At 38.0% G+C, this 21,097-nt stretch carries 12 protein-coding genes and 1 pseudogene; 6 read left to right on the forward strand and 7 right to left on the reverse strand.

Annotated features, from left to right (window positions below):
* Positions 1-35: 35 nt before the first annotated feature.
* The 4 genes from ACIQXN_RS04575 to ACIQXN_RS04590 all read right to left on the reverse strand — a co-directional run bounded on the left by ACIQXN_RS04575 (position 36) and on the right by ACIQXN_RS04590 (position 6,420).
* Positions 36-962, reverse strand: a complete 927-nt coding sequence (locus ACIQXN_RS04575) for an LCP family glycopolymer transferase (protein WP_402962289.1) — start codon at positions 960-962, stop codon at positions 36-38.
* Positions 963-1,158: 196 nt separating this feature from the next.
* A complete protein-coding gene (locus ACIQXN_RS04580; RefSeq protein ID WP_402962291.1) occupies positions 1,159-2,907 on the reverse strand; it encodes a M14 family zinc carboxypeptidase in 1,749 nt (582 codons plus the stop codon).
* Positions 2,908-3,021: 114 nt separating this feature from the next.
* The gene (locus ACIQXN_RS04585) at positions 3,022-4,074 is read right to left on the reverse strand and encodes a C40 family peptidase (protein ID WP_402962293.1); all 1,053 of its coding nucleotides are present in this window, start codon (positions 4,072-4,074) and stop codon (positions 3,022-3,024) included.
* A 204-nt stretch (positions 4,075-4,278) separates the two neighbouring features.
* Positions 4,279-6,420 (reverse strand): S8 family serine peptidase, encoded by a 2,142-nt coding sequence (locus ACIQXN_RS04590; protein WP_402962295.1) that lies wholly within the window; start codon positions 6,418-6,420, stop codon positions 4,279-4,281.
* 297 nt (positions 6,421-6,717) lie between these two features.
* Between ACIQXN_RS04590 and ACIQXN_RS04595 the strand changes: the two genes are divergently transcribed.
* The gene (locus ACIQXN_RS04595; protein WP_402962297.1) at positions 6,718-8,895 is read left to right on the forward strand and encodes a PA14 domain-containing protein; all 2,178 of its coding nucleotides are present in this window, start codon (positions 6,718-6,720) and stop codon (positions 8,893-8,895) included.
* 41 nt (positions 8,896-8,936) lie between these two features.
* Here the strand turns inward: ACIQXN_RS04595 and ACIQXN_RS04600 are convergent, their stop codons facing one another.
* From ACIQXN_RS04600 to tagD, 3 genes are all read right to left on the reverse strand, one after another.
* Positions 8,937-10,667, reverse strand: coding sequence for a transglycosylase SLT domain-containing protein (locus tag ACIQXN_RS04600; protein WP_402962299.1), 1,731 nt, complete (start codon positions 10,665-10,667; stop codon positions 8,937-8,939).
* Positions 10,668-10,803: 136 nt separating this feature from the next.
* Entirely contained in the window at positions 10,804-11,973 is a 1,170-nt protein-coding gene (locus tag ACIQXN_RS04605; protein WP_402962301.1) for a CDP-glycerol glycerophosphotransferase family protein, read from the reverse strand.
* A complete protein-coding gene (tagD, locus tag ACIQXN_RS04610) occupies positions 11,966-12,364 on the reverse strand; it encodes a glycerol-3-phosphate cytidylyltransferase (RefSeq protein ID WP_402954698.1) in 399 nt (132 codons plus the stop codon). Before tagD ends, ACIQXN_RS04605 begins: the two co-directional genes overlap by 8 nt.
* 659 nt (positions 12,365-13,023) lie before the next feature.
* Between tagD and ACIQXN_RS04615 the strand changes: the two genes are divergently transcribed.
* The 5 genes and pseudogenes from ACIQXN_RS04615 to tagH all read left to right on the forward strand — a co-directional run bounded on the left by ACIQXN_RS04615 (position 13,024) and on the right by tagH (position 20,962).
* Complete coding sequence (locus ACIQXN_RS04615; RefSeq protein WP_402962303.1) at positions 13,024-16,353, forward strand: CDP-glycerol glycerophosphotransferase family protein; 3,330 nt, start codon at positions 13,024-13,026, stop codon at positions 16,351-16,353.
* Positions 16,354-16,436: 83 nt separating this feature from the next.
* Complete coding sequence (locus ACIQXN_RS04620) at positions 16,437-17,975, forward strand: glycosyltransferase family 2 protein (RefSeq protein ID WP_402962305.1); 1,539 nt, start codon at positions 16,437-16,439, stop codon at positions 17,973-17,975.
* A gap of 170 nt (positions 17,976-18,145) precedes the next feature.
* A pseudogene (locus ACIQXN_RS04625) lies at positions 18,146-19,348 on the forward strand (CDP-glycerol glycerophosphotransferase family protein); the annotation flags it as partial.
* 3 nt (positions 19,349-19,351) lie between these two features.
* Positions 19,352-20,149, forward strand: coding sequence for an ABC transporter permease (locus ACIQXN_RS04630; RefSeq protein ID WP_402962306.1), 798 nt, complete (start codon positions 19,352-19,354; stop codon positions 20,147-20,149).
* A 15-nt stretch (positions 20,150-20,164) separates the two neighbouring features.
* A complete protein-coding gene (tagH, locus tag ACIQXN_RS04635; protein ID WP_402962308.1) occupies positions 20,165-20,962 on the forward strand; it encodes a teichoic acids export ABC transporter ATP-binding subunit TagH in 798 nt (265 codons plus the stop codon).
* Positions 20,963-21,097: the final 135 nt, after the last annotated feature.

Here is a 21,097-nt window from a genome sequence, read left to right on the forward strand (position 1 = left end):
TAAGTGGAAAAATGAGGGTAGAATGCTCCCTCATTTTATATTCCAAGATGAGTTTTCAATCGCTTTTGGGCTTCAAGTTTTGTTTCATCAGATACGATGTTATACCAGAGTCCTTCAATTCGTTGATTTTCTCCTGTAAGCGTATATTGTTCGACATGGTTGAGTGAGGATTTGTAATTTTTTTGTATGCTTACTATTTCATTAAACGTTAAATTTGTTTCTACATTTTTCCCGATGGCTTCGAGGATATCGTCATAGTTGGTTAATGTGGACAAGCTTGATCCTTTTTTTATGACAGCTTGTATAACTTGTCGCTGTCTCAGTTGCCGGCCATAGTCACCGCGAGGATCCTCTTTTCGGATGCGGGAATAAATCAAGGCTTCTTCACCATCTAATTCAATTGTCCCTTTTGCGAAACTGTAATTCTTATAGACGAGGTCCATATCATTATCAACTGTGATGCCACCGACAGCATTCACAATGTCTTGAAAGCCTTCCATGTTCATCTTAACGTAATAATCAATGGGCGTATCCAAATAGGTTTCAACGGTGTCAATGGACATGGTCACACCGCCGTAAGCATAGGCATGATTCATTTTCTCTGTCGTGCCTCTACCGATAATCTCCGTACGTGTATCTCGAGGAAGGCTCAATAATTGAATCGATTCCTTTTTCGGGTTTACTGTCATGACAATCATAGTATCCGAACGGCCACTATCATTTTTCCTTTCATCTACCCCAAGTATAAGTAATGAAAAAGGATCCTGCCTTTTAAATGTTATATCTTCGACACGTTTATCGGTTTTGTGTTCTGTTCCCTTCATGGTGTCGATTGCACCTACCACGGATTGATATACAGATGCTAAATAAGCACCTCCGCCAATTAATAGGATAAGAAAGAGTAACCCGAATATTTTTAACGATTTTCGTTTCTTCATCTTTTTTTTACGGTCAGATCTCACGTTTGTTCCTCCTTAATCCATTCCACTTAAATGGAAATATGTTAAAAAATACCTAGTTAATATGTCTAATATACCTTTTTTTTACTAAAAATAGAATAGTTTCTTTTTGTACATAGAGTAGATTTTTACCTATTTCCATTCGAAAAAGCGAAGGTATCAAAATGACAAAGATTCCTTCGCTCTTTTGTATTTCCTATTAAGCAGCTGTGCCATCTTCTGGTACTTCAGGGTTTGGTTCTGGAGTTGGTTCCGGAACTTCTGGTTCTAGCAGAAGAAGCTCATCTTCAATTGCTTTTAACATGTTTTTGAACTTAATTTCTAATTTTGTGTGTATGTTAGTAGATTTTAGTTTTTTGTATTTAGTGATATTTTTCTTCACTTTATCGTATTGTTCATGATCTAATTGCTCTTCCATGTCCAATAATAGTTCATATCTGGCTATATCATAGTCTGTATTTTTCTTATTGGTTTTAGCAGGGATGATATATTTGGCTGTGGCCAGTTTTTGAATGTTCTTACTGTACATTTTTTTGACTTTACTTTCGGTAGTAGTGGTCTGTTTGACCATTTTTTCATAGGTGGTTAACGTTGTGTTATTTATTTTGCCTGCTGTTAGGTATTCCGTTAGTTTCTTATTTGTTTTGATAAGATCATCACCAGCTTGAGTAGCAATCATATAGGCTATGGAGTTATCACGGTATGTTTTAGTTCTTTTTAAGGCTGCATTTGGCTTCGTCCGGTATTTAGCGGGAAGCTTGGCAATGGCCTTTTCTTGTTTTTTTATTTCTTTACTTGTTTTGTCGTACAGGGACTTATGAGCACTAGTCACTTTCAATTTGCTTTCGTTTTTAATGTCAGTAGAATAATAGTTTTTCAGTTTGGCTGCTGTCTTATTGTATGTTTTGATTTGCTTGGTCACTTTATCACCGGCTGCAGAGTTGCGGGTATCGAAAAGCTTGTACCCTTCTTGTGCTGTATATAGACCGATACTTGCATTTTGACTCCATATTTTTGCGTAATTTCTAAGTGGGACATGCGTTTCTCCGACTGCTGGAGACACCTCGATGGTGAAGGCTGGTTTCTTTTCTACATTGGAAAACCAGTCACTGAAACCTCCACCAAACGATTTCGATTTGACCAAGCTATAGCCGGTTATTGTACTCAGCTTGCCTGCATACTTAGCGTCTTGTGTATAGCGGCTTCCTGTTTGCTGATACTTCCAGAAAATGATTTGTCCGCTAGAGTGGTAGGAAATGGCCATTTCCGGATCGATTTTATCTACGAATGAGAGAACGGTTTTCGTTTCAGATGATGAGGCCACTTTTGGTCCATTGTAATTTTTATAGTAGGGGCTCTTAGGTCCGCCAAGGGAATTCCAATTTGGACTATATTGTCGGTTTAAATCAACGCCTTTCGCGTTGGCTTTCCAGCGCTTGAAGTTCTTGCTGCCACCGTTCATTTTAATGATTTTTGCATGGTCCATTGCTGGGAAGTTTTTCAGGCCGGATTGTTGTAAGGTGACTCCGTCCGGGTTGACCATCGGGACGAACCAAATCGTCGTGTTGTTGAGAAGCTTTTTGACATTATAGCCGTTGATGTTGGTGCTGCTTTTATAGGCAGCGGCGTATTGGTCTATCATATTCATAGTCAGGTTGGTTGTAATCCATTCACGGGCATGGTGAGATCCATTAATGAAGACTGTGGATTCCCCTTTTCCAAGAGAGAGTGCGTAAATATTCCGGCCGTATTCGGACTTTCCGATGACTTCCTTTTTGACGAGGCCCGGATAAGCTTTTTCTATTTTATTTATATCCTTTTGCATGTTGGCATAAGAGTAGGTTTGGTTAGGGTTTACAATGGATGATTGCGCATAAGTAGATTCCGAGAATAGGAACGTTCCAATGAGGAAGAGAAAAGAAAGTAAAAATATATGAGATTTGGACATGGTGTGCCACCTTTTCTAGTTAATAATAACCATATTACCATACATAACTAGAAAATTTATGTAATATAATATAAAAAATACCAGACTTTCAAATATGAAGTCTGGTAAAAGGAATTATAAACTTCTATAGCCTACGATTTTGCTTTTGTAATAAGAATTGGCCACGTTGTTAATCTCAATACCATTGCTTGATGAGGCATGGATGAATTGGCCACTTCCTAAATAGATGCCCATATGACTGACAACGGATTTACTCGAACCAGTGGCAAAGAAGACGAGATCGCCGGATTTGGGAGAAGACACTTTTTTGCCCATATCATAATAGGTGGACGAAGATAGTCTGGCCACATCATAACCCGCTTTTTTAAACGTATAGTAAATGAATCCACTGCAGTCAAATCCGGAAGGGGAAGCTCCCGCCCAAGAATAGGGGGTGCCAATTAACTTTTTCGCTTCAGAAATGAGTGTATCTAATTTATTACCCGAAACAACTTCTTTGTCGTCGCTTGTATCTGTAGAAGCTGGATTAGCTGATTTAACCAAGGATAATTTTTGGCCTACTCTAATTAAGTCGGAACTCAATGAATTTAATGATTTGAGATTTGCTACTGTTATGTTTGTCTTTTTAGCGATTTTAGATAGAGTGTCGCCCTTTACAACAATATATGTATTCGTAGTGGCATCAGGTTTAGGCGTTGTGACATTCGCTGGTTTGGCACTGCTCGGTAAATCGATGGTAGTGGTAGTTTTGGTGCTGGAAACGATCAGTTTTTTACCGGCATAAATCGTATCGGACGTTAAGTTATTTAACTTCTTTAATTCGGCAAGTGTGAGGTCATGTTTGTTTGCTATTTTAGTTAACGTATCCCCAGGTACGATGGTATAGGTGGAGTTTTGAGTTTTTTCCACGGAAACTGAAGCTGTTTTAGTTTCCGTTTTGGTTGTTGTCGTTTTGGATTTTGATGTTATGATTTTTTGATTGACCTTGATCATATCTGTTTTTAAGTTATTGAGTAGTTTTAACTCATTCACGGTCGTTTTATGTTTATGGGCGATCTTGCTTAAGGTATCCCCGCTTTTTACTGTATATGAATTGGCAAGTGCAGGAGAAACGAAAGTCGAAGAAAGAACAGCAATTGTCGAAAATGCAACGATACTCTTTTTCACGGTTGGTCACCTCTGACATGTCTTTTTCCCTATTCTAACAAATTAAATGGAAAATACTATATTACATTTATGTTACATGGTTAAAATGGGTTTATTTTACTGGTTTATTTTGTTGAAAGATGACTATTGTATATCTCCATTTTTCTTCTATAATTGGAGCTTTATCTCCTCCATTCTTATAAGGGGAAACTGTGTCAGTTATATTCATTTTCTTTTGTCGAGAACAGTAAATGGGGCACTTTTAATCGTGCTGGTATTCCCAGCACTGTCTACCAGTTTTCCTTTAAACTGGTAGGTTCCTTCCTTTGCATAAACATTGTTGGATAGAATTCCGTCCCAGGTAACCGTATGGCTCCCTTTTGAATAGGTTTGTGCGGATTCCAGGTTTTTTACGGTATCTCCTTTTGAATCAATAATAGAAATAGTAGAGGCAACCTTTTCATTTATGGTGATCTTCGTACCGATTGTAGAGGTACCCGTCATTTTAAGGACAGTGCCTGAATTTTTCATGGTTGCTTGCGGGGATTTAGTATCTACGACTATCGGTAACATTTTCTTTTTCCCTTGACGTTTTGCCGTATCATTTAGAGAAATTTTGAGAGAATAGGTTCCGTCCTTTACTTGCTTATTGCTGCTGTCTTTTCCATCCCAGATAAGAGTATTTTTCCCGCCTTTAAAGGTCTTTGCTTTTGATAATGTATCTATTTTCTTGCCTTTACTGTCAACCAGGGTTGCCGTTATTGCCGCACTTTTATTCAGGTGGAAAGGAATGCTCAACTGAGCTCCTCCAAGTGGGGAATAGCGGGACGATGTCAGCTTGAGATCAAGGTCTGGTGTTACTTCATCTTTTATGGTGACATAAGTGCTCTTAGAGATACTGTGTTTCTTATTGGAAATTTTCACAGTGACCTTCACTTTTCCAGCGTTCGCATAGGATCCATCATCCATTTTCCCATCCCATTTCGTTGAAAAGACATTCCCATCTGATGGTTTATTCGTGACAAGACTCCTAGTGGATTTATTGGTGGCATCAAGAATAGTAACGGATATATTCGTACCCTTTTTCGCCCTGAATGAGAGGGAAAGGGTATTGGTTCCATTTTCAATCAGGTTGGTGCCGGATTTCGTCAACTCAGATACAGGCGCCGGAGTGTGTGTTAATGCATTATGGGCATCAACTCGGCCATATCCATAAAAATCATCCCGGCCTATTGCTCCAAGGTCCTTGCTGGATGTTTGTAAGATTTTCGTTACTTCTGAAGGAGTAAGAAACGGATTTTTGGATAATATCAACGCGGAAATGCCACTGACTACTGGTGCAGACATGGATGTCCCGCTCATTAAATCATACGAATTCCAAGGAATGGTAGAATAGATGTCAACCCCAGGTGCAGCTAAGTCGATATATGTACCATAATTCGAAAAATCGGCTTTCTTATCTTGTTTTGTTGTAGCACTGACACCCAAGACATGGTTTAAGGCTGCCGGGTACTGTTCTGTCTCTATATCTTCATTTCCAGCCGCAGCAACGATAAGAATGCCTTTCTTCCATGCACTTTGTATAGAATAGTCCAATACTTCTGTGTAATCTTCCATTGTCAGGCTTAAATTAATGATATCTGCCCCTGATTTAACCGCATAATCAATCCCATCAACGATTGTGAAAATATCCGCTTCATTGCCACTAAAAACATTGATTGGCATTATTTTAACTTCAGGAGCAATCCCTGCAGTTCCTTTATTGTTAAGGGAAGCACCGATAATGCCAGCAACGTGTGTGCCGTGATCATTCGCGGGCAGCGTTTTGTTGCTTCCATCGACGGCGTTGAATGGCATGATAATGTGGCCCTGCAGTTCGGGGTGAGTTGCTTGAATGCCTGCATCAACGACTGCCACTTTAATGTCCGGTGATCCTTTTGATAGATCCCAGGCTGTATCCATATTGATTTTCTTTGCATACCATTGTTTAGAATATCCGGAATCTGTTGGAGTATAGCTCGTTCTCACTTTGTAATTGGGCTCTACTGATTCGACCTCATCCCATTTCTTAAGAGAGGCAGCCGCTTCTTGCAAATCCGTTCCCTTATGAAGGGAGACGAGCGTGAAATGCCCATTTTGGATGGTTTGAATTTCTTTTGCTTGTATGGATTCTAAAATCGATTCTTTTGTATTATAGGTTGTCCTCCCATTGAACTGGATAATTAATTGTTCTGTTTCATGGCTTATGGTTGAAGGAATAAATTTGTACTGACTATTCGAATTCGTATCCGTTTCAGCACCATAGGCATGTGACAAGTCCAACGAACAAAATACAAGTATAAATAGCAACGGAATTAATTTTTTCATTTATATATTCCCCCTCGTTGTTGGTTCTAGAAGATTCATATTATCTAAATAGTAACATGCATTAATACACAACCTAGTATTTACCTGCTTGGAATTATATTAAGTAGTGCTCTATTACCTTGTATGAGCGAAATAACCTAGGTTTTTAGTACCCTATTTATGCTATAATTACTCATTTATCTTAACAATTTATGTATATATACGATATTATTAACAGTATATAGATAAAATTGAACTAGGAGTGAGTTAATTATCAAAACAAAGTGGTTATTGGTTGGCGTAGTTACCTTAGGATTAGTGTTATTTGCAAGTGGAGGGTTTCCAGGCTCGACTGCTGAAGCAAGCAGTAGTAAATGGAGTGTGAATTATTATCCAAAACTTGACTTCAGGGGAACAGCTGTCAAAAAGACGGCTAGTGATATCAATTTTGCTTGGGGCGCTAAATCTCCAGCGACGAAGATTCCTATCGATAAGTTTTCGGCTAAATTGACGAAAACACTTACGGTTAAAGAGGGAGCGAAATATCGTATCTCCGGAAAAGCGAATGACGGTGTCAGAATCTATGTAAATGGTAAGAAACAGGTAGATTACTGGAAGGATGGATCGCATTCTTTTAAGAAGGATCTTATGTTGGCAAAGGGAGACCATAAGATTGAAGTTCAGTATTATGATCAAAATGGCAGTGCCTACTTGAATGCTGACGTTAAGAAAGTATCGGAGACTATCCCTACTGACAAATGGACTGGATTGTTTTTCCCAAGTTCTAACTTCACGGGAACGCCAGTAAGTACCACGGCTAGTAATCTGAAATTCTCTTGGGGCTCGAATGCTCCGATTGATAAAGTGGCAAAAGGTACATATTCGGCTATCTATCAAAAGCAGGTAGTCGTGAAAAATGACACGAAATACGTGTTAATGGGGAAAGTGAATGATGGCATCCGAATTTATGTGGATGGTGTAAGGCAAGTGAACTATTGGAAAGATGGAACGCGCAATTTCGAAAAGAACATTACGTTGAAAAAAGGGACTCATACGATAAAAGTAGAATACTATAATAAAAGTGAAAGTGCGCAATTAACTGTTAACCTGAAGGAATCCAAAGATGTTACGCCGCTTGAGAGATGGGCAGTGACCTTATATGATAAGCAGAATTTGACAGGGAACAAGGTCTATCAAAGTGCTGCTACACTGGATTATGATTGGGGCACGAAAAAACCAGCCGATGGAATCCCGGTCAATCATTTTTCAGCGATATTCGAAAAACGGACAAACCTGACAAGCTCGGGTACGTATATCCTATCAGGCGGTGCCAATGATGGGGTACGTGTGTATGTCGATGGAACGAAAAAGATAGACCAATGGAAAAATGGAACGCATCCTTTTAACATAGAAATGAATTTGGATGCAGGCATTCACATCATCAAAGTGGAGTACTATGATAATACGGGTTTTGCTAAAGTTAAGGTCGATCTAAAAGAAAAATCAAATATAACCAGGGCAGCGAAGACAGGGTATGACGTGTCCTTGGATACAGCTTTGTCGAAGCAAATGTCGACTAATCCACAAACGGATAAAAAGTACGCAGCCTATATCCCTGCCAGCAGTGTGAAGTTAGCCTCTACCAAGACGAGCGGGACAACGAAGGAAAAGGTAAACATCATTACTACGGACTCCAGGAAGTTAGGCACGTTATCCAAGAATTCGAAGGTAATGATTCAAGATGATAAAACGATTAACAAAAAGAAATACTATAAGATTGCAACGGGATGGGTCAGTGCCTCCCCAACCGATACGAAGTATTATATGGATCCGGAAAACTTCTTAAAAACGGATGAATCCTATTACCAATTTGCTAAACTATCAACTTTTTCCGCTTTAAGTGAAGATGAAATCAACCAAAAAATTCTTTATAATCGGGGAATCTTGAAAGACCAGGCAAGTTCTTTCCTACAAGCTGGTTTCAAGTATGGCGTGAACGAAATTTATCTTATTTCTCATGCTAACCTTGAAACGGGTAGAGGGGGATCCAAATTGGCGAATGGAATTAAAGTGAAAACGAAAAAAGATAGCAAGGGCAACATCATCTATGCAGCCAATAAGGAAAAAGAGATTGTCATACTGCCGGATACTGCAAAGGACTATGAAGAGAAGGTATACAATATGTACGGGATTGGTGCCTATGACAGCTGTGCCATTGAATGCGGTGCGAGAAGGGCTTTCAATGAAGGCTGGACAACTCCAAGCAAGGCCATTGTAGAAGGCGCGCAATTTGCTGCTGAAAACTATATTTATGCAGGTCAAGATACACTGTATAAAATGAGGTGGAATCCAGAGCAGCTAGCGGCGAAGGGATATGCAACCCATCAATATGCCAGTGACATTGGCTGGGCTGTGAAGCAGACAAGAAACTATGCAGAGCTTTATTCTCTACTCAATAGTTATACGATCGTGTATGATGTGCCAAGTTATAATTAACGTAAAAAAGGGTCACCTTAGAGGGTGACCCTTTTTTTACCTTATTGAACATTGGAAGAGGCGACATACCAAATCGTTTTTGAACCTGATGCTTGAATCTTGTACCAATTGAATAAGTTGGCGGCATTGTTGTCTTCTATCGAACTTTCTACAATCTTGAAATTCGTTCCTTTTTTAAAGATTTGCTTTTTGGAGCTGGTTGTCGAAGGCTCATTTCTGAAAGAAGTATCCTTATTTAATGTGAGCGATGTCCCTTTTTTATATAATTGGGTTGATTGTGTTTGCTTAGGTGTCTGGTAAGACATCTTGTTTTGAAAGCTGAGGATACTGTTGTCTTTAATTTCTATTTTCACATCATTTTTGTTGAAGACATAAGGATTAACAAAGGCTTGCCCACTAATCAATTGATAGACCTTCGCCTGATAGGGAGCTTTTGCAGCTGGATGGTTCCGTTCGGATAAACCATTATAGGCCATGATGGCGAAATACCAGTTTTCGAGAATCTCTGTATTGTATTCGTTGACCTTAGGCAGTACAGGCTTCTTAGCATTGGCATAATCCCATTTTTTCAACAGGATCTCTACACCAGCCTGAATATTATATTCCGAATCATACTTCACTTTATCCCATTCATAGCTTTTATCTTCTTTGGATTGGGGGGTGATTTGCATGATTCCGTACCCACCATCCGAGCTTTCGAATGCTTCGCCGTCATTTGTGAATTGATGCCACTGTCCATTCTCCGTTTTGGCGATGGCTTTAACTACCTCTGGGGGAATGTTTTTTTCAATCGCCTTCTTCGTTAGCAAGGTTTTTAATTCTTTCGTACTTAGAAACATATCGGACATGATTGTTGTTAGTTTTTGCTCCAATAAGTTTTTCTCGGTTGAAGGTAGGGAGCTGATCTTCGTATTAATAGTTTTATGGAATGTAGGGACCATTGCGTCAGACTTCCCTGGTGAGATGAGGCCATCTAACTGATCATAATTCGTTTGAAGGGCCACCCATTCGCCAAGCTTATCTTTCTTCGGGAGCTCCTTATTGGCAAGTTTCTTTTGAATCGCTGCGAATTCTTTCTTTAGCTGGGCTTTTTGTTCTGCATTAGGAATCGTGTCGATATGGAGAATGACACTTTTGTAATGCGGCAGGATCTTTTCGCTAGAAGCATTCATATTATTCTTCGTTTCGCTTATGGCTTGTTTCACGGCCGAAACCGTTTTTAACTGACTTTTATGCTTTTCGACTGGGTTGATATATAGCGATGTCATCTTTTCTTTTGTCTTGGTTCCTTTTACTTTGGCGACCTTCGAAGCTTGTTTACCAAAGGTGGCTGTAAGGGAGAGGTAGGCATTATGTGCTGATTCTGTGTATGGGCCGGTTTTCAAAGCCTTTTCAAGTGCCACTCGTTTATTGTCTATTTCTTTTCCCGCTTTAACTGCCGTGATATAGGTCTTTCCGGTGTCTATTTTTGTCTTCACTTTTTTGAGGCGATCGTTATACTTGGTTTTCGCCTTGCCGTTTGATAGCTTTTTTACTTCCTTTTGAGCAGTTGTATATTTACTGTTTGCCGCTTTATATTCTTTTTCAGGCAGGTTTTTCCCGGTAGCTTTACCAGGGAGGTAACTCAAATTATATAAAGTGGAGGCTGCTTTTTCCGCATTAGTGACCGTGGCCTCTGTTTTGGAAACGGCGTGCGTCGAACTTGGCTGTAGAAGGACAACTAAGAGAAAGAGGGTAGAGAGGGTAAGAAATAGTTTTTTAATTTGTATCAAGAAAGGGTACCTCCTAGTGAAATAGTCTCTGATACTATTATTCTACCAGAAAATATACCAATTAACATAAAAAACCACCCCTGTATTTATGTGGGGTGGCGAAAGAATCTACTATAATAATGAAATGAATATCTATCTACTTTTGCGGAAAAAGAAACTCGACTAGCTTCTTGCTAGAATCTCCGTCGGAATACTGATTCCATTTTTGATTAAAGAGATCAACTTTTTCTAATTGATAATCTGCTGCGCGAATTTTTTCAAGAAGTTCTTCTGTTGTCGTGGCAATGGGCCCGGGCATGGAAGACGGGTAATCTTCCCAAAAGCCGCGTTCTTCTTCATATTCTTGCAGGTCATAAGCAAAGAATATCATGGGCTTTTGCAAGATAGAAAACTCAAACGGAATCGATGAGTAGTCGGTTATGAGAAGATCTGTGCTTATGAGAAGCTCGTTCACGTGAAAATCGCCGGTAACGGGATACACGAATCCAGGAAACTTATGCTCTAAATCATGTTCTGTTTTAACCGCCGGATGGAGCTTAAGCAATATGGCGTAATCTTCACTTTGTAATTCTTTGAAAAGCAAGGCTAAATCGAGCGCAATGTTCCCTGAGTTTAAGTCTGCATTTCGAAAAGTCGGGGCATACAGGATGATTTTCTTATTCTTAAGTTCTGGATATTTCGTTAATAACGCCTGCCTTGCGTCCTGTTTCGCTTCTTCATTAAAAAAGAAGTCTGTGCGTGGTATCCCTGTTCTGAGTATACGAGAATCCGGCAACTGAAAACTTTCCTGGTATATCTCGGCCATCTTCTCAGACCCTGTGGTAACATAATCAAATTGCTGATAGACGTTTAAAAAACGTTTCCTGGCCCTGGTTGAACGGGCTTGGACGGAAGGGTCCTTGGCGCCGAATTTCTTGACTGCACCAGCCGCATGCCAGACTTGTACACAGATGACGGGCTTTTTAAATGTTACTGCCGAGAGAAATCCAAAGTAGTTATCCATGATGATCCACTTGGATGTGGCGAGATGATAAATGGAACGGATCATGGCTATGATATGTTTCGTTTCAAACGGAAGGACGATGGTTTTCCCATCGTCCTTTACTTGTATATGACTACTCGATTTTATTAAGAAAATCTTTTGAATAGCAAGGTCCTGCTCGTCCATTTCCTCTGCAATGTGTTGACAGTTATCTCCGAAAGAAGTGACAAAGGTCGTTTTATCTCTTAATGGAAAGAGCTTGAAAATGGAGAATAAGATTTTAAAACATACCAAATAGATATTTATCGCGAGTTCCCTAGCCATTCGTAACTTTTAAAAGATCATCTTTAATCTGTGAAGTGGATATTCCGATTGTTCTTGGCAAGTATACGACTTCACAAACTTCAGCTAATTCATCGAATTTGCCTTTCCAGTCATCGCCCATGACAAAAACATCTACACCTTCACGAATGATATCTTCCCTTTTTTGTTCCCAAGTGTTTTCCGGGATAACTTCATCCACATATCGAATGGATTCAAGAATCATTTTTCTGTTTTCAAAGCTATGGTATGATTTTTTATCTTTTAATGCATTAAATTCATCCGTGGAAATAGCAACGATTAAATAATCTCCTAAATCTTTAGCGCGTTTAAGTAGATTAATATGTCCCCAATGAAGTAAATCAAAGGTTCCGTATGTTATAACTTTTTTCATGCTTTTCTCCTCCTGTACAAGTGAAATTTATATACTTAGTCTGAATGGTCAAATATTAAGGATGCAATAGTAAAGCACTACTTTAAAGTTTTGAATATTAAGCAGTACACTTAATTATACCTTATTAAATTTACAATTGAACCACAAAATTTTTACAGTCTTATTGAATTTATAACATATGTTTAATCAATTTGGATATAATTTTACATTTTTATATGGAGTAATTCAAGAATTTATATCCATATCATGAAGTATGCACATATGGTCTATTATGTTGAAGAGAATTTGAGGTTATTTAAGAGTGAATAAAGTGCGGGGGGCTATAACACAGGCAAGAAGCCGGTTCTATTTAATGGAAAGCTAATGTTAAAACAATCATGAGGCTGACAAACGGTTAGGCTAAGGGTTATTAAAGTGGGGATACTTTCTAAATTCTTCTTTATTATGTCCAAATTTACTTGATTATTCACTTTAAAAGTCTGTCTCAGTATTTTACATTATATAATGTACTCACGCATCAAATGTTTTTACATGAAGTCCAACCTTTCTAATTGGACCATAATATCATCAACATTGAGAAAAATATGAAAAAAGTTTATGATTTTAAAGTGTATATTTTAAAATCGACTTTTTAAATAATAAATTATAGGTGGTCCGAAATGATAAATAAGCTTTTTAGAAATAGAAAAGCAAGTAAATTTCCCAAAACTAAGTTAAAACAGAGTCTGACCATTACCCAAGATAACGATATTGTATCGATAAAAGGAAATTTTTCTAAAGAATATTATTGTGCAAAAGAACTGTGGCTTTTTTCTAGGGAAGACGAGGAAAAGAAAGTTAAAATAGCTGAAACCGTTATTTCACCTGTTTTTAATTTTGAATTGAACTTAAAAAGTTTAATCCAAAGCTTACAGGAGGAGGAAGCAGCGGTTTATGACTTTTATATAAAGGTTACCGTTCCTGTTGAAACGGTTAGCGAAAAGACATTATTCAAAGTGCAGCATGAAGCCGAATGTGTAGAAGTAGGCGGTCATTTACATATTGAATATCTTATTCGACTTGGCCGTTTCCAGGAGACGAACATCGGTCAATTAGGTTTTTATCATGTTCAAGATAAGAAATGTATTTTCTCTTTAACTAAAAAAGGGAATTTGTCTCTTTATATGAATTTTACACCTAATACTTCGATAAAATCTCAAATTGAAAAAATAACCAATGAGCCGAAAACCATGCTTATCGATGGTCAAATTTTCACGAGAAATTCGAAAATCTTATCTGGTGAAGGTGTAATTAAAGGAAGACAAAGTGATAAAGAATATAAGGCAGATCTTTCTTTTATACACAATCAGGAAATGAATAGAAAGAAATTTGGTCTGAACCGTTATTTATATAATATTAAATTGGACTTGGAACAGCTAGTAAGTGAAAACTTAGAAGATGATGTATTTGATATTTATATGAAGTTGCAACTGCATGATCAAGAAGAACCGACAATGGTCCGTATCGGTAGACCGACTACTAGAGCTAAATTATTTACGAAACAGACCAATGTTAGTCGAAATAGCACGGTTGCCATCATCAATCCATACTATACTTTTAAAGCTTCGAATCTATCGTTAGAAGTATATAACTTCCCTAGAGATACGTATCAATATCTAAGAAGGCAAATGGGATGGAGAAGATTCCTGAATGCATTTAAGAAGAAGAAAGATGTCTGGCTCATTGGTGAAAGAACTTATAAAGCACAGGATACGGGATATCATTTCTTTAAATATATGAGAGAGAATCACCCCGAAAAGGAAGCGTATTATGTAATTGAAGAAAGTTCGGTGGAAGCTAAGAACGTTGAGCCTCTTGGGAATGTTCTCTACTTCAAATCCAAGGAACATATTAAGAAGACTTTAGAATCGACACGTGTAATTTCTTCACATCACCCAGATTATTTATATCCTTTAAGAACGTCTAGCTTTAAAAAGAGGGTTAAGTCGATTAAAGTCTTTCTTCAACATGGTGTAATGGGAACTAAAAATATGGTAGCTAATTATGGAAAAAACTCAACTTCTGGGTTCAAAACGGATGTTTTTCTAGTAAGTTCAGATTTTGAGAAGAATATGATTGTGACAGATTTTGGCTACAATGAAAAAGAAGTATTTGCTACTGGTTTATCTAGGTTTGACTCCCTTTTCAATAATGATGTTTTAGTAAAACGACAGTTGTTAATCATTCCAACGTGGAGAGATTGGATTACATCTGATGAAATCTTTTTGGAAAGTGAGTATTTTGAGCGTTATCAGGAATTGGTTAATCATCCATTTTTACATGCGCTTTCTAAGAACTACGGATTTGAAATCATTTTTTGTTTACACCCTAATATGCAGAAATTCACGTCTTATTTCAAAGATGCCCCGGTAAGGGTAATTAGCCAGGGAGAAGTGGATGTTCAAAGGTTAATTAAGGAAAGTGCGATGATGATAACGGATTATTCAAGTGTAGCTTTCGACTTTAGCTTCCTGCATAAGCCTGTAATCTACTATCAATTTGATAGAAGCCGCTTCATAGGGAGAAGACCATCGCACTTGGATTTAGATAATGATCTTCCAGGTGAAATCAGTGATGATTTGGATGAACTGCTTGCTATACTTGATAAGTATGTCCAAAATGGTTTTGTTATGGAAAACAAGTACATCGAAAGAGCAAATCGCTTTATTAAATATCGTGATGTTCATTCTAATGAGAGAATCTTTGAAGTGATTCAAAATGTTGGGAAAGATGAAAAGACGGCCGCGAGAGTCTACAATCATCCAATCATGAAGCTCTTAATGAATCGTTTTAGAAAGAGCAAATATTACTTCCCTGTTATGAAGAAGGTATATAAAATCATGTCTAAGGTCATTCCAGTTGACAGAAATCTTATCCTTTTTGAGAGTGGAATCGGGAAACAATATTCGGATAGTCCCAAGTATATTTTTGAAGAACTTGTCAAAAGGGATAATAACTTTAAAAAAGTTTGGGTATATAACAGTAATTTACCGGTGAAAGATAAGAATACAAAACGGATAAAACGGTTAAGCCCGGAATATTATTACTATTTAGCGAAAGCAGGTTATTGGGTAAACAATCAAAACTTCCCTACCTATTTAAGCAAAAGAAAAGAAACGACCTATATACAGACATGGCATGGTACACCTTTGAAGAAGATGCAATTTGACATCGAGAATATTCAAGGCAGAGATGATGGGTATTTAAACCGAGTGCATAGTGCCACAAAGACTTGGGATTACTTAGTGTCACCAAGCCCATATGCCTCTAAAGCCTTCAGGAGCGCTTTCCGTTATGAAGGAGAAATATTAGAAACCGGTTATCCAAGGAACGATCTGTTTTATAGAGAAGATGTTTCAGCGATTGCTAATGTTGTGACGGATAGACTGAAGATACCGGAAGGGAAAAAAGTTATCCTGTATGCTCCGACTTTCCGGGATAATCAAACCTCAAAAAATAATAAGTTTACATTTGATCTAAATTTAGACTTGGAGAGAATGAAAGAAGCTCTTGGAGATGAATATGTTCTGTTATTAAGAATGCATGTCGTCATTAGTAACAAGCTCAAGATTCCCGAAGGATATGAAGATTTCGTTATAAATGTTTCCAAATATTCGGATATACAGGAGCTTTACCTGATTAGTGATATATTGATTACTGACTATTCCTCAGTCATGTTTGATTTCGCTAATACAGCTCGTCCAATCTTGTATTACACATATGATTTGGAAGATTACAGAGATAATCTCCGTGGCTTCTATATCGACTTTGAGGGAGAGGCACCAGGACCCTTCTTAAAAACGACTGAGGATATTATTGATTCTATTACTAATATTGAAGAAATTAATAGGCAGTACGAAAAAAGATACCGTTTATTTAAAGAGAAGTATTGTGGAATAGAGGATGGTCAAGCAGCGAAGAGAATCGTTGATAAATTCTTTGATAATTGATCCCTCAAAATGGTGTTGATTTCAAGCGATGGGTACATTAGCTGTCTGATTGAAACCTATAGAATTAAAAGGAGTGGAATCGGATGAACTTTTTGGTGCGTCAAAAAGCGAGGGAACTTCTAAAGAGCGGTAATATTCTAATTAAAAATAACCCTTCAAGCTTAAGAAATAAATTCTTAGGAAGAATTAGAAAAGTTACTGTAGTTACTGCTGCTTATAATGCCGAAAAATTCATAAGAAAAACAATCGATTCGGTAATAAACCAAACTATAGGTATAGATCAGATCGAATATATCATTATTGATGATTGTTCGACAGATGGCACCAATGAAATCATTCAAGAGTATACAGCTAAGTATAAAAATATCTGTTCAGTTACCTTGCAAGAAAATATTGGTTCACCTGGGACTCCCCGAAACATCGGAATAGAATTGGGGACATCCAAATATATAACTTTTTTAGACGCGGATGACTGGCTTGTTCATGATGGATTGGAAGCCCTCTATAACATCCTGGAGGAAACAGGTGACGATTATGTAGTGGGCAAAACGGTCAAAGTCGAATCTGAGTCAGAGAGTGTTATCGGTGAGTTTGCTTCCATCAAAGAAAGAAGAAGCATTACTCCACTGGATGTTCCACACTTTTTTTATCATATGGGTCCTACGGCCAGGATGATGAACCTGCCTATGGTGAAAGAAAATGAAATTGGTTTCCCGAATATGAAATTCGGTGAAGATAAATGGTTTTTTATGGATGTATTCTTTAAAGTGAGAGCAGTATCTACTACTACAAAACCTATTTATTATGTCAATAGAACTTCTGAGAATCCATCTTCCTTAACACGTGCCACAAATGTGTTGGACAAAAGAAAAGCGGATCTTAGAGTAATAAGATATATTCAATCCAAGGACATTTCCACGGAATTGAAAAGGGTGGCTCTTAACCGTATTTATGAGTACGATATTGTAAAATCATTCGACAGCCAAATTTTTGTGAAATCCAAAGATAAAAATGGTTTTATTGAAGTATTAAGAGAAGTTGTCGAAACTACGAAAAACCTGTCCTATGACTTTAAGAATGAATTTAAAGAACCTATATATAAATGTGCGATTGAATTATTTATGGAGAATCGTTTGGACGATTTCGTAAAGCTATTTGAATGGTTAAAGCAAGATTCCAATAAAAAATATCATATTCTAGATGGTTTACCTTATTATGAACTTCCATTTCTGGAAGAGGAATATCGCTATGTAAGAATACCGATGCTTGCTAGGGCCATTGATTCTTATGTTATGGATAATGTGTACCACCAAAGTTTTGAAATTTATGGTGATGATCTAGACAACATAAATTCTGTATTGATACGTGATAGGAAAAGAATTGACAATGAGCTCAATTGTGAAGTTCAGATAGAAGGTAATAGAGGCCATTTTACTGTTTCTTTAGATGAAATTGATCTAATGGAAAAGTCATTATTTACAGTGTTCATTCGCTATAATGATTATCAATTGGTGAATATTAAAAGGATCCTTAAAAATAAGATGACGTATAATAATAAAAATGTGGAGTTTTACACAACAGTGGCAAATAATCTGGGACTAGCAATAAAGTCTTTAGAGTAACTGTTACGTGTAGACGAGAATAAGCTCCCCTGATCTGGGCGAGCTTATTTTAGTTTTTGAATATTTTATGGAAGTAGTATGTGTCCTCTGGGATAAAACATTCAACCACCACTACTACACAATAAACAGGGAGATAAGATATGTTTAATGAAAAAGTACAAATCCCAAGTAAACCTTCCTTGCTATCAATAGTGAAAAAAAGAGTGAAATCCATCTTTTTCAGAGCATATAAAATGGCATTCAGCACGGCTGGAAAAGTGTTGCCCGTCGATCAAAAGCTTGTTATTTTCGAAAGCTTTTTAGGAAAGCAATACAGCTGTAATCCCCGTGCGATATATGAATACTTGCAGAAGAACCATCCTGAATATAAAATGTATTGGAGCGTAGATAAAAGGTATACCGCCACATTTGAAGAGGCGGGCATTCCTCATCTCAACCGATTTTCGGTAGGGTGGCTGCTCAAGATGACGCGTGCTCATTATTGGGTGACGAATAGCAGGATGCCGCTTTGGATTCCAAAGCCGAAGCATACCGTATATTTGCAAACCTGGCATGGTACGCCATTGAAAAAGCTTGCGTCAGATATGAAGGAAGTTCATATGCCTGGGACGACGACAGAGAGCTATAAAGAGAATTTCCATGCTGAATCAAGTAAATGGGATTATTTAATATCTCCGAATGCTTACTCAAGTGAGATTTTTGCGCGTGCTTTCAATGTGGATCCATCCAAAATTCTTGAAACCGGTTATCCGCGAAATGATTTACTGTATAATGGGAATAATCGTGATACAATCGACTCATTAAAACAGAAGATAGGTGTACCGGTAGAGAAAAAGGTCATTTTATATGCCCCTACGTGGAGAGACGATGAGTTTTATAGTAAAGGTAAATATAAGTTTGAAATAAAACTGGATTTGGATCAGATGAGACGGGAATTAGGGGATGAGTATGTCATTCTACTCCGCCTTCACTATTTAATTTCCGAGAACTTGGATTTGTCGGCCTATCAAGGCTTCGCCTATGATTTATCGAGTTACGAAGATATTAGTCATTTGTACCTTATTTCAGATTTATTAATAACGGATTATTCATCGGTTTTCTTTGATTACGCAAATTTACAACGCCCGATGTTGTTCTATGTATATGATATTGAAAAATACAGGGACAAGCTTCGCGGGTTTTACTTTGATTTTGAAGGGACGGCACCAGGTCCGTTAGTAAGGTCGTCAGATGCTGTCATTGCAAGCATCAAGGCGATGGAATTGGAGAAGCCCGTAGAGTTGGATCAGTTCCATGAGAAGTTTTGTGCACTCGAGGATGGTCAAGCTTCACGCCGTATCGTAGAAAAAGTGTTTTTAGGAAGGTCTGTGTAATATATGATTTCAGCTTTGACCGTTTTAAAAGAGCAAATCAATAATTTTTATTTGGTTAGACGCTTGTCGGCCTATGAAATGAAAAGTGCCAACAGCAATAACTACCTGGGTATCCTCTGGGAAATCATCAACCCGATGATCCAGATTGCGATTTATTGGTTCGTATTTGGGTTTGGAATTTTAGACCGTGGTAAAGAGTTCCTTCCATGGCTGATGGCGGGAATTGTTGTTTGGTTCTTTGTAAATCCAGCGATAACCCAGACATCCAAATCCATTTATTCGAGATTGAATATGGTGTCCAAGATGAATTTTCCCATGAGTGTCATTCCTTCTTATGTCATTTTTGCGAAATTGTATCAACATTTAATGTTATTAGCCGTTATCATCGTACTTTTAGCATTCACGGGGTATGTCCCAACATTTTACATTATTCAACTCCCATATTACATCATTGCGACGGTAGCGTTTCTGTTTTCGTTCGGTTTAATTACATCGACGTTATCAACCGTCATTCGTGACGTACACAATTTGATCCAGTCATTTATGAAAATCTTGTTTTATTTAACACCCATCCTTTGGATACTAGATGCAACCGAGCATCCGACAATCGCCAGTATTATGAAGCTAAATCCGCTATACTATATAGTGGAAGGGTATCGTGCTTCGTTATTGGGGGAATCATGGTACTTCATCGGGCATTGGGAATACACACTTTATTTCTGGGCAGTCGTACTCGTCTTCTTTTTGATAGGTTCCTCGCTGCATGTTAGATTTAGAGATCGCTTTGTTGACTTTAAGTAAACTGGAAGTGAGATATTGGAAAAATCGGTAATTGTCAAAAACGTAACGAAGAAATATAAATTATATAATAAAAACTCGGAAAAGCTTCTCGACCTCCTTTTACCCAAAAGCTACGGGGAAGAGTATTATGCGCTGAGGAATGTCAGCTTTGAAGCGGAAAAAGGCGACGTCATCGGTTTTGTCGGGGTCAATGGCTCCGGTAAATCGACGTTGTCGAATATCATTGCTGGAATCGTACCGCCAACGGATGGAAATGTTGTGACGAATGGTAAAACGGCGTTGATTGCCGTTTCATCGGGTCTTAACAATCAATTGACCGGGAAAGAAAACATCGAATTGAAAATGCTGATGCTCGGATTTGATAAAAAGCAGATTCGTGAGCTGGAGCCTGAAATCATCGAGTTTTCGGAACTTGGCAAGTTCATCAACCAGCCGGTGAAATCTTACTCAAGTGGGATGAAATCCAGACTTGGATTCTCGATTTCAGTTCATATCGATCCGGATATCCTGATCATTGATGAGGCCTTATCGGTCGGTGATAAAAACTTCGCTGAAAAGTGCCTGGAAAAGATGAATGAATTCAAGGAAAAAGGCAAGACAATGTTCTTTGTCAGCCATTCGATCGGTCAGATGAAGAAATTCTGTTCGAAGGCGTTATGGCTCGAATACGGGGAAGTAAAAGCATATGGCTCCATGGATGAAGTCATGCCGCAATATGAAACGTTCTTGAAGGAATATAAAGCGATGTCCAAAAAGGAACAAAAAAAATACCGCGAAGAACAAATGGAGAAACGCAGTCAAGCAACAGTATAAAGAACAGGCAGACCCAAAGCTTTGGGTCTGCCTGTTTTGGCTCTCAGGGATGAGTATCGTGCATGTAAAATGTGAATGCAAAAAGGAAGGTCACCCTTAAAAAAGAATGATATCCTTTCTTTCTAGATGCTGTTC

This window comes from Peribacillus sp. NPDC097295, from assembly GCF_044761665.1.
GTDB lineage: Bacteria > Bacillota > Bacilli > Bacillales > DSM-1321 > Peribacillus.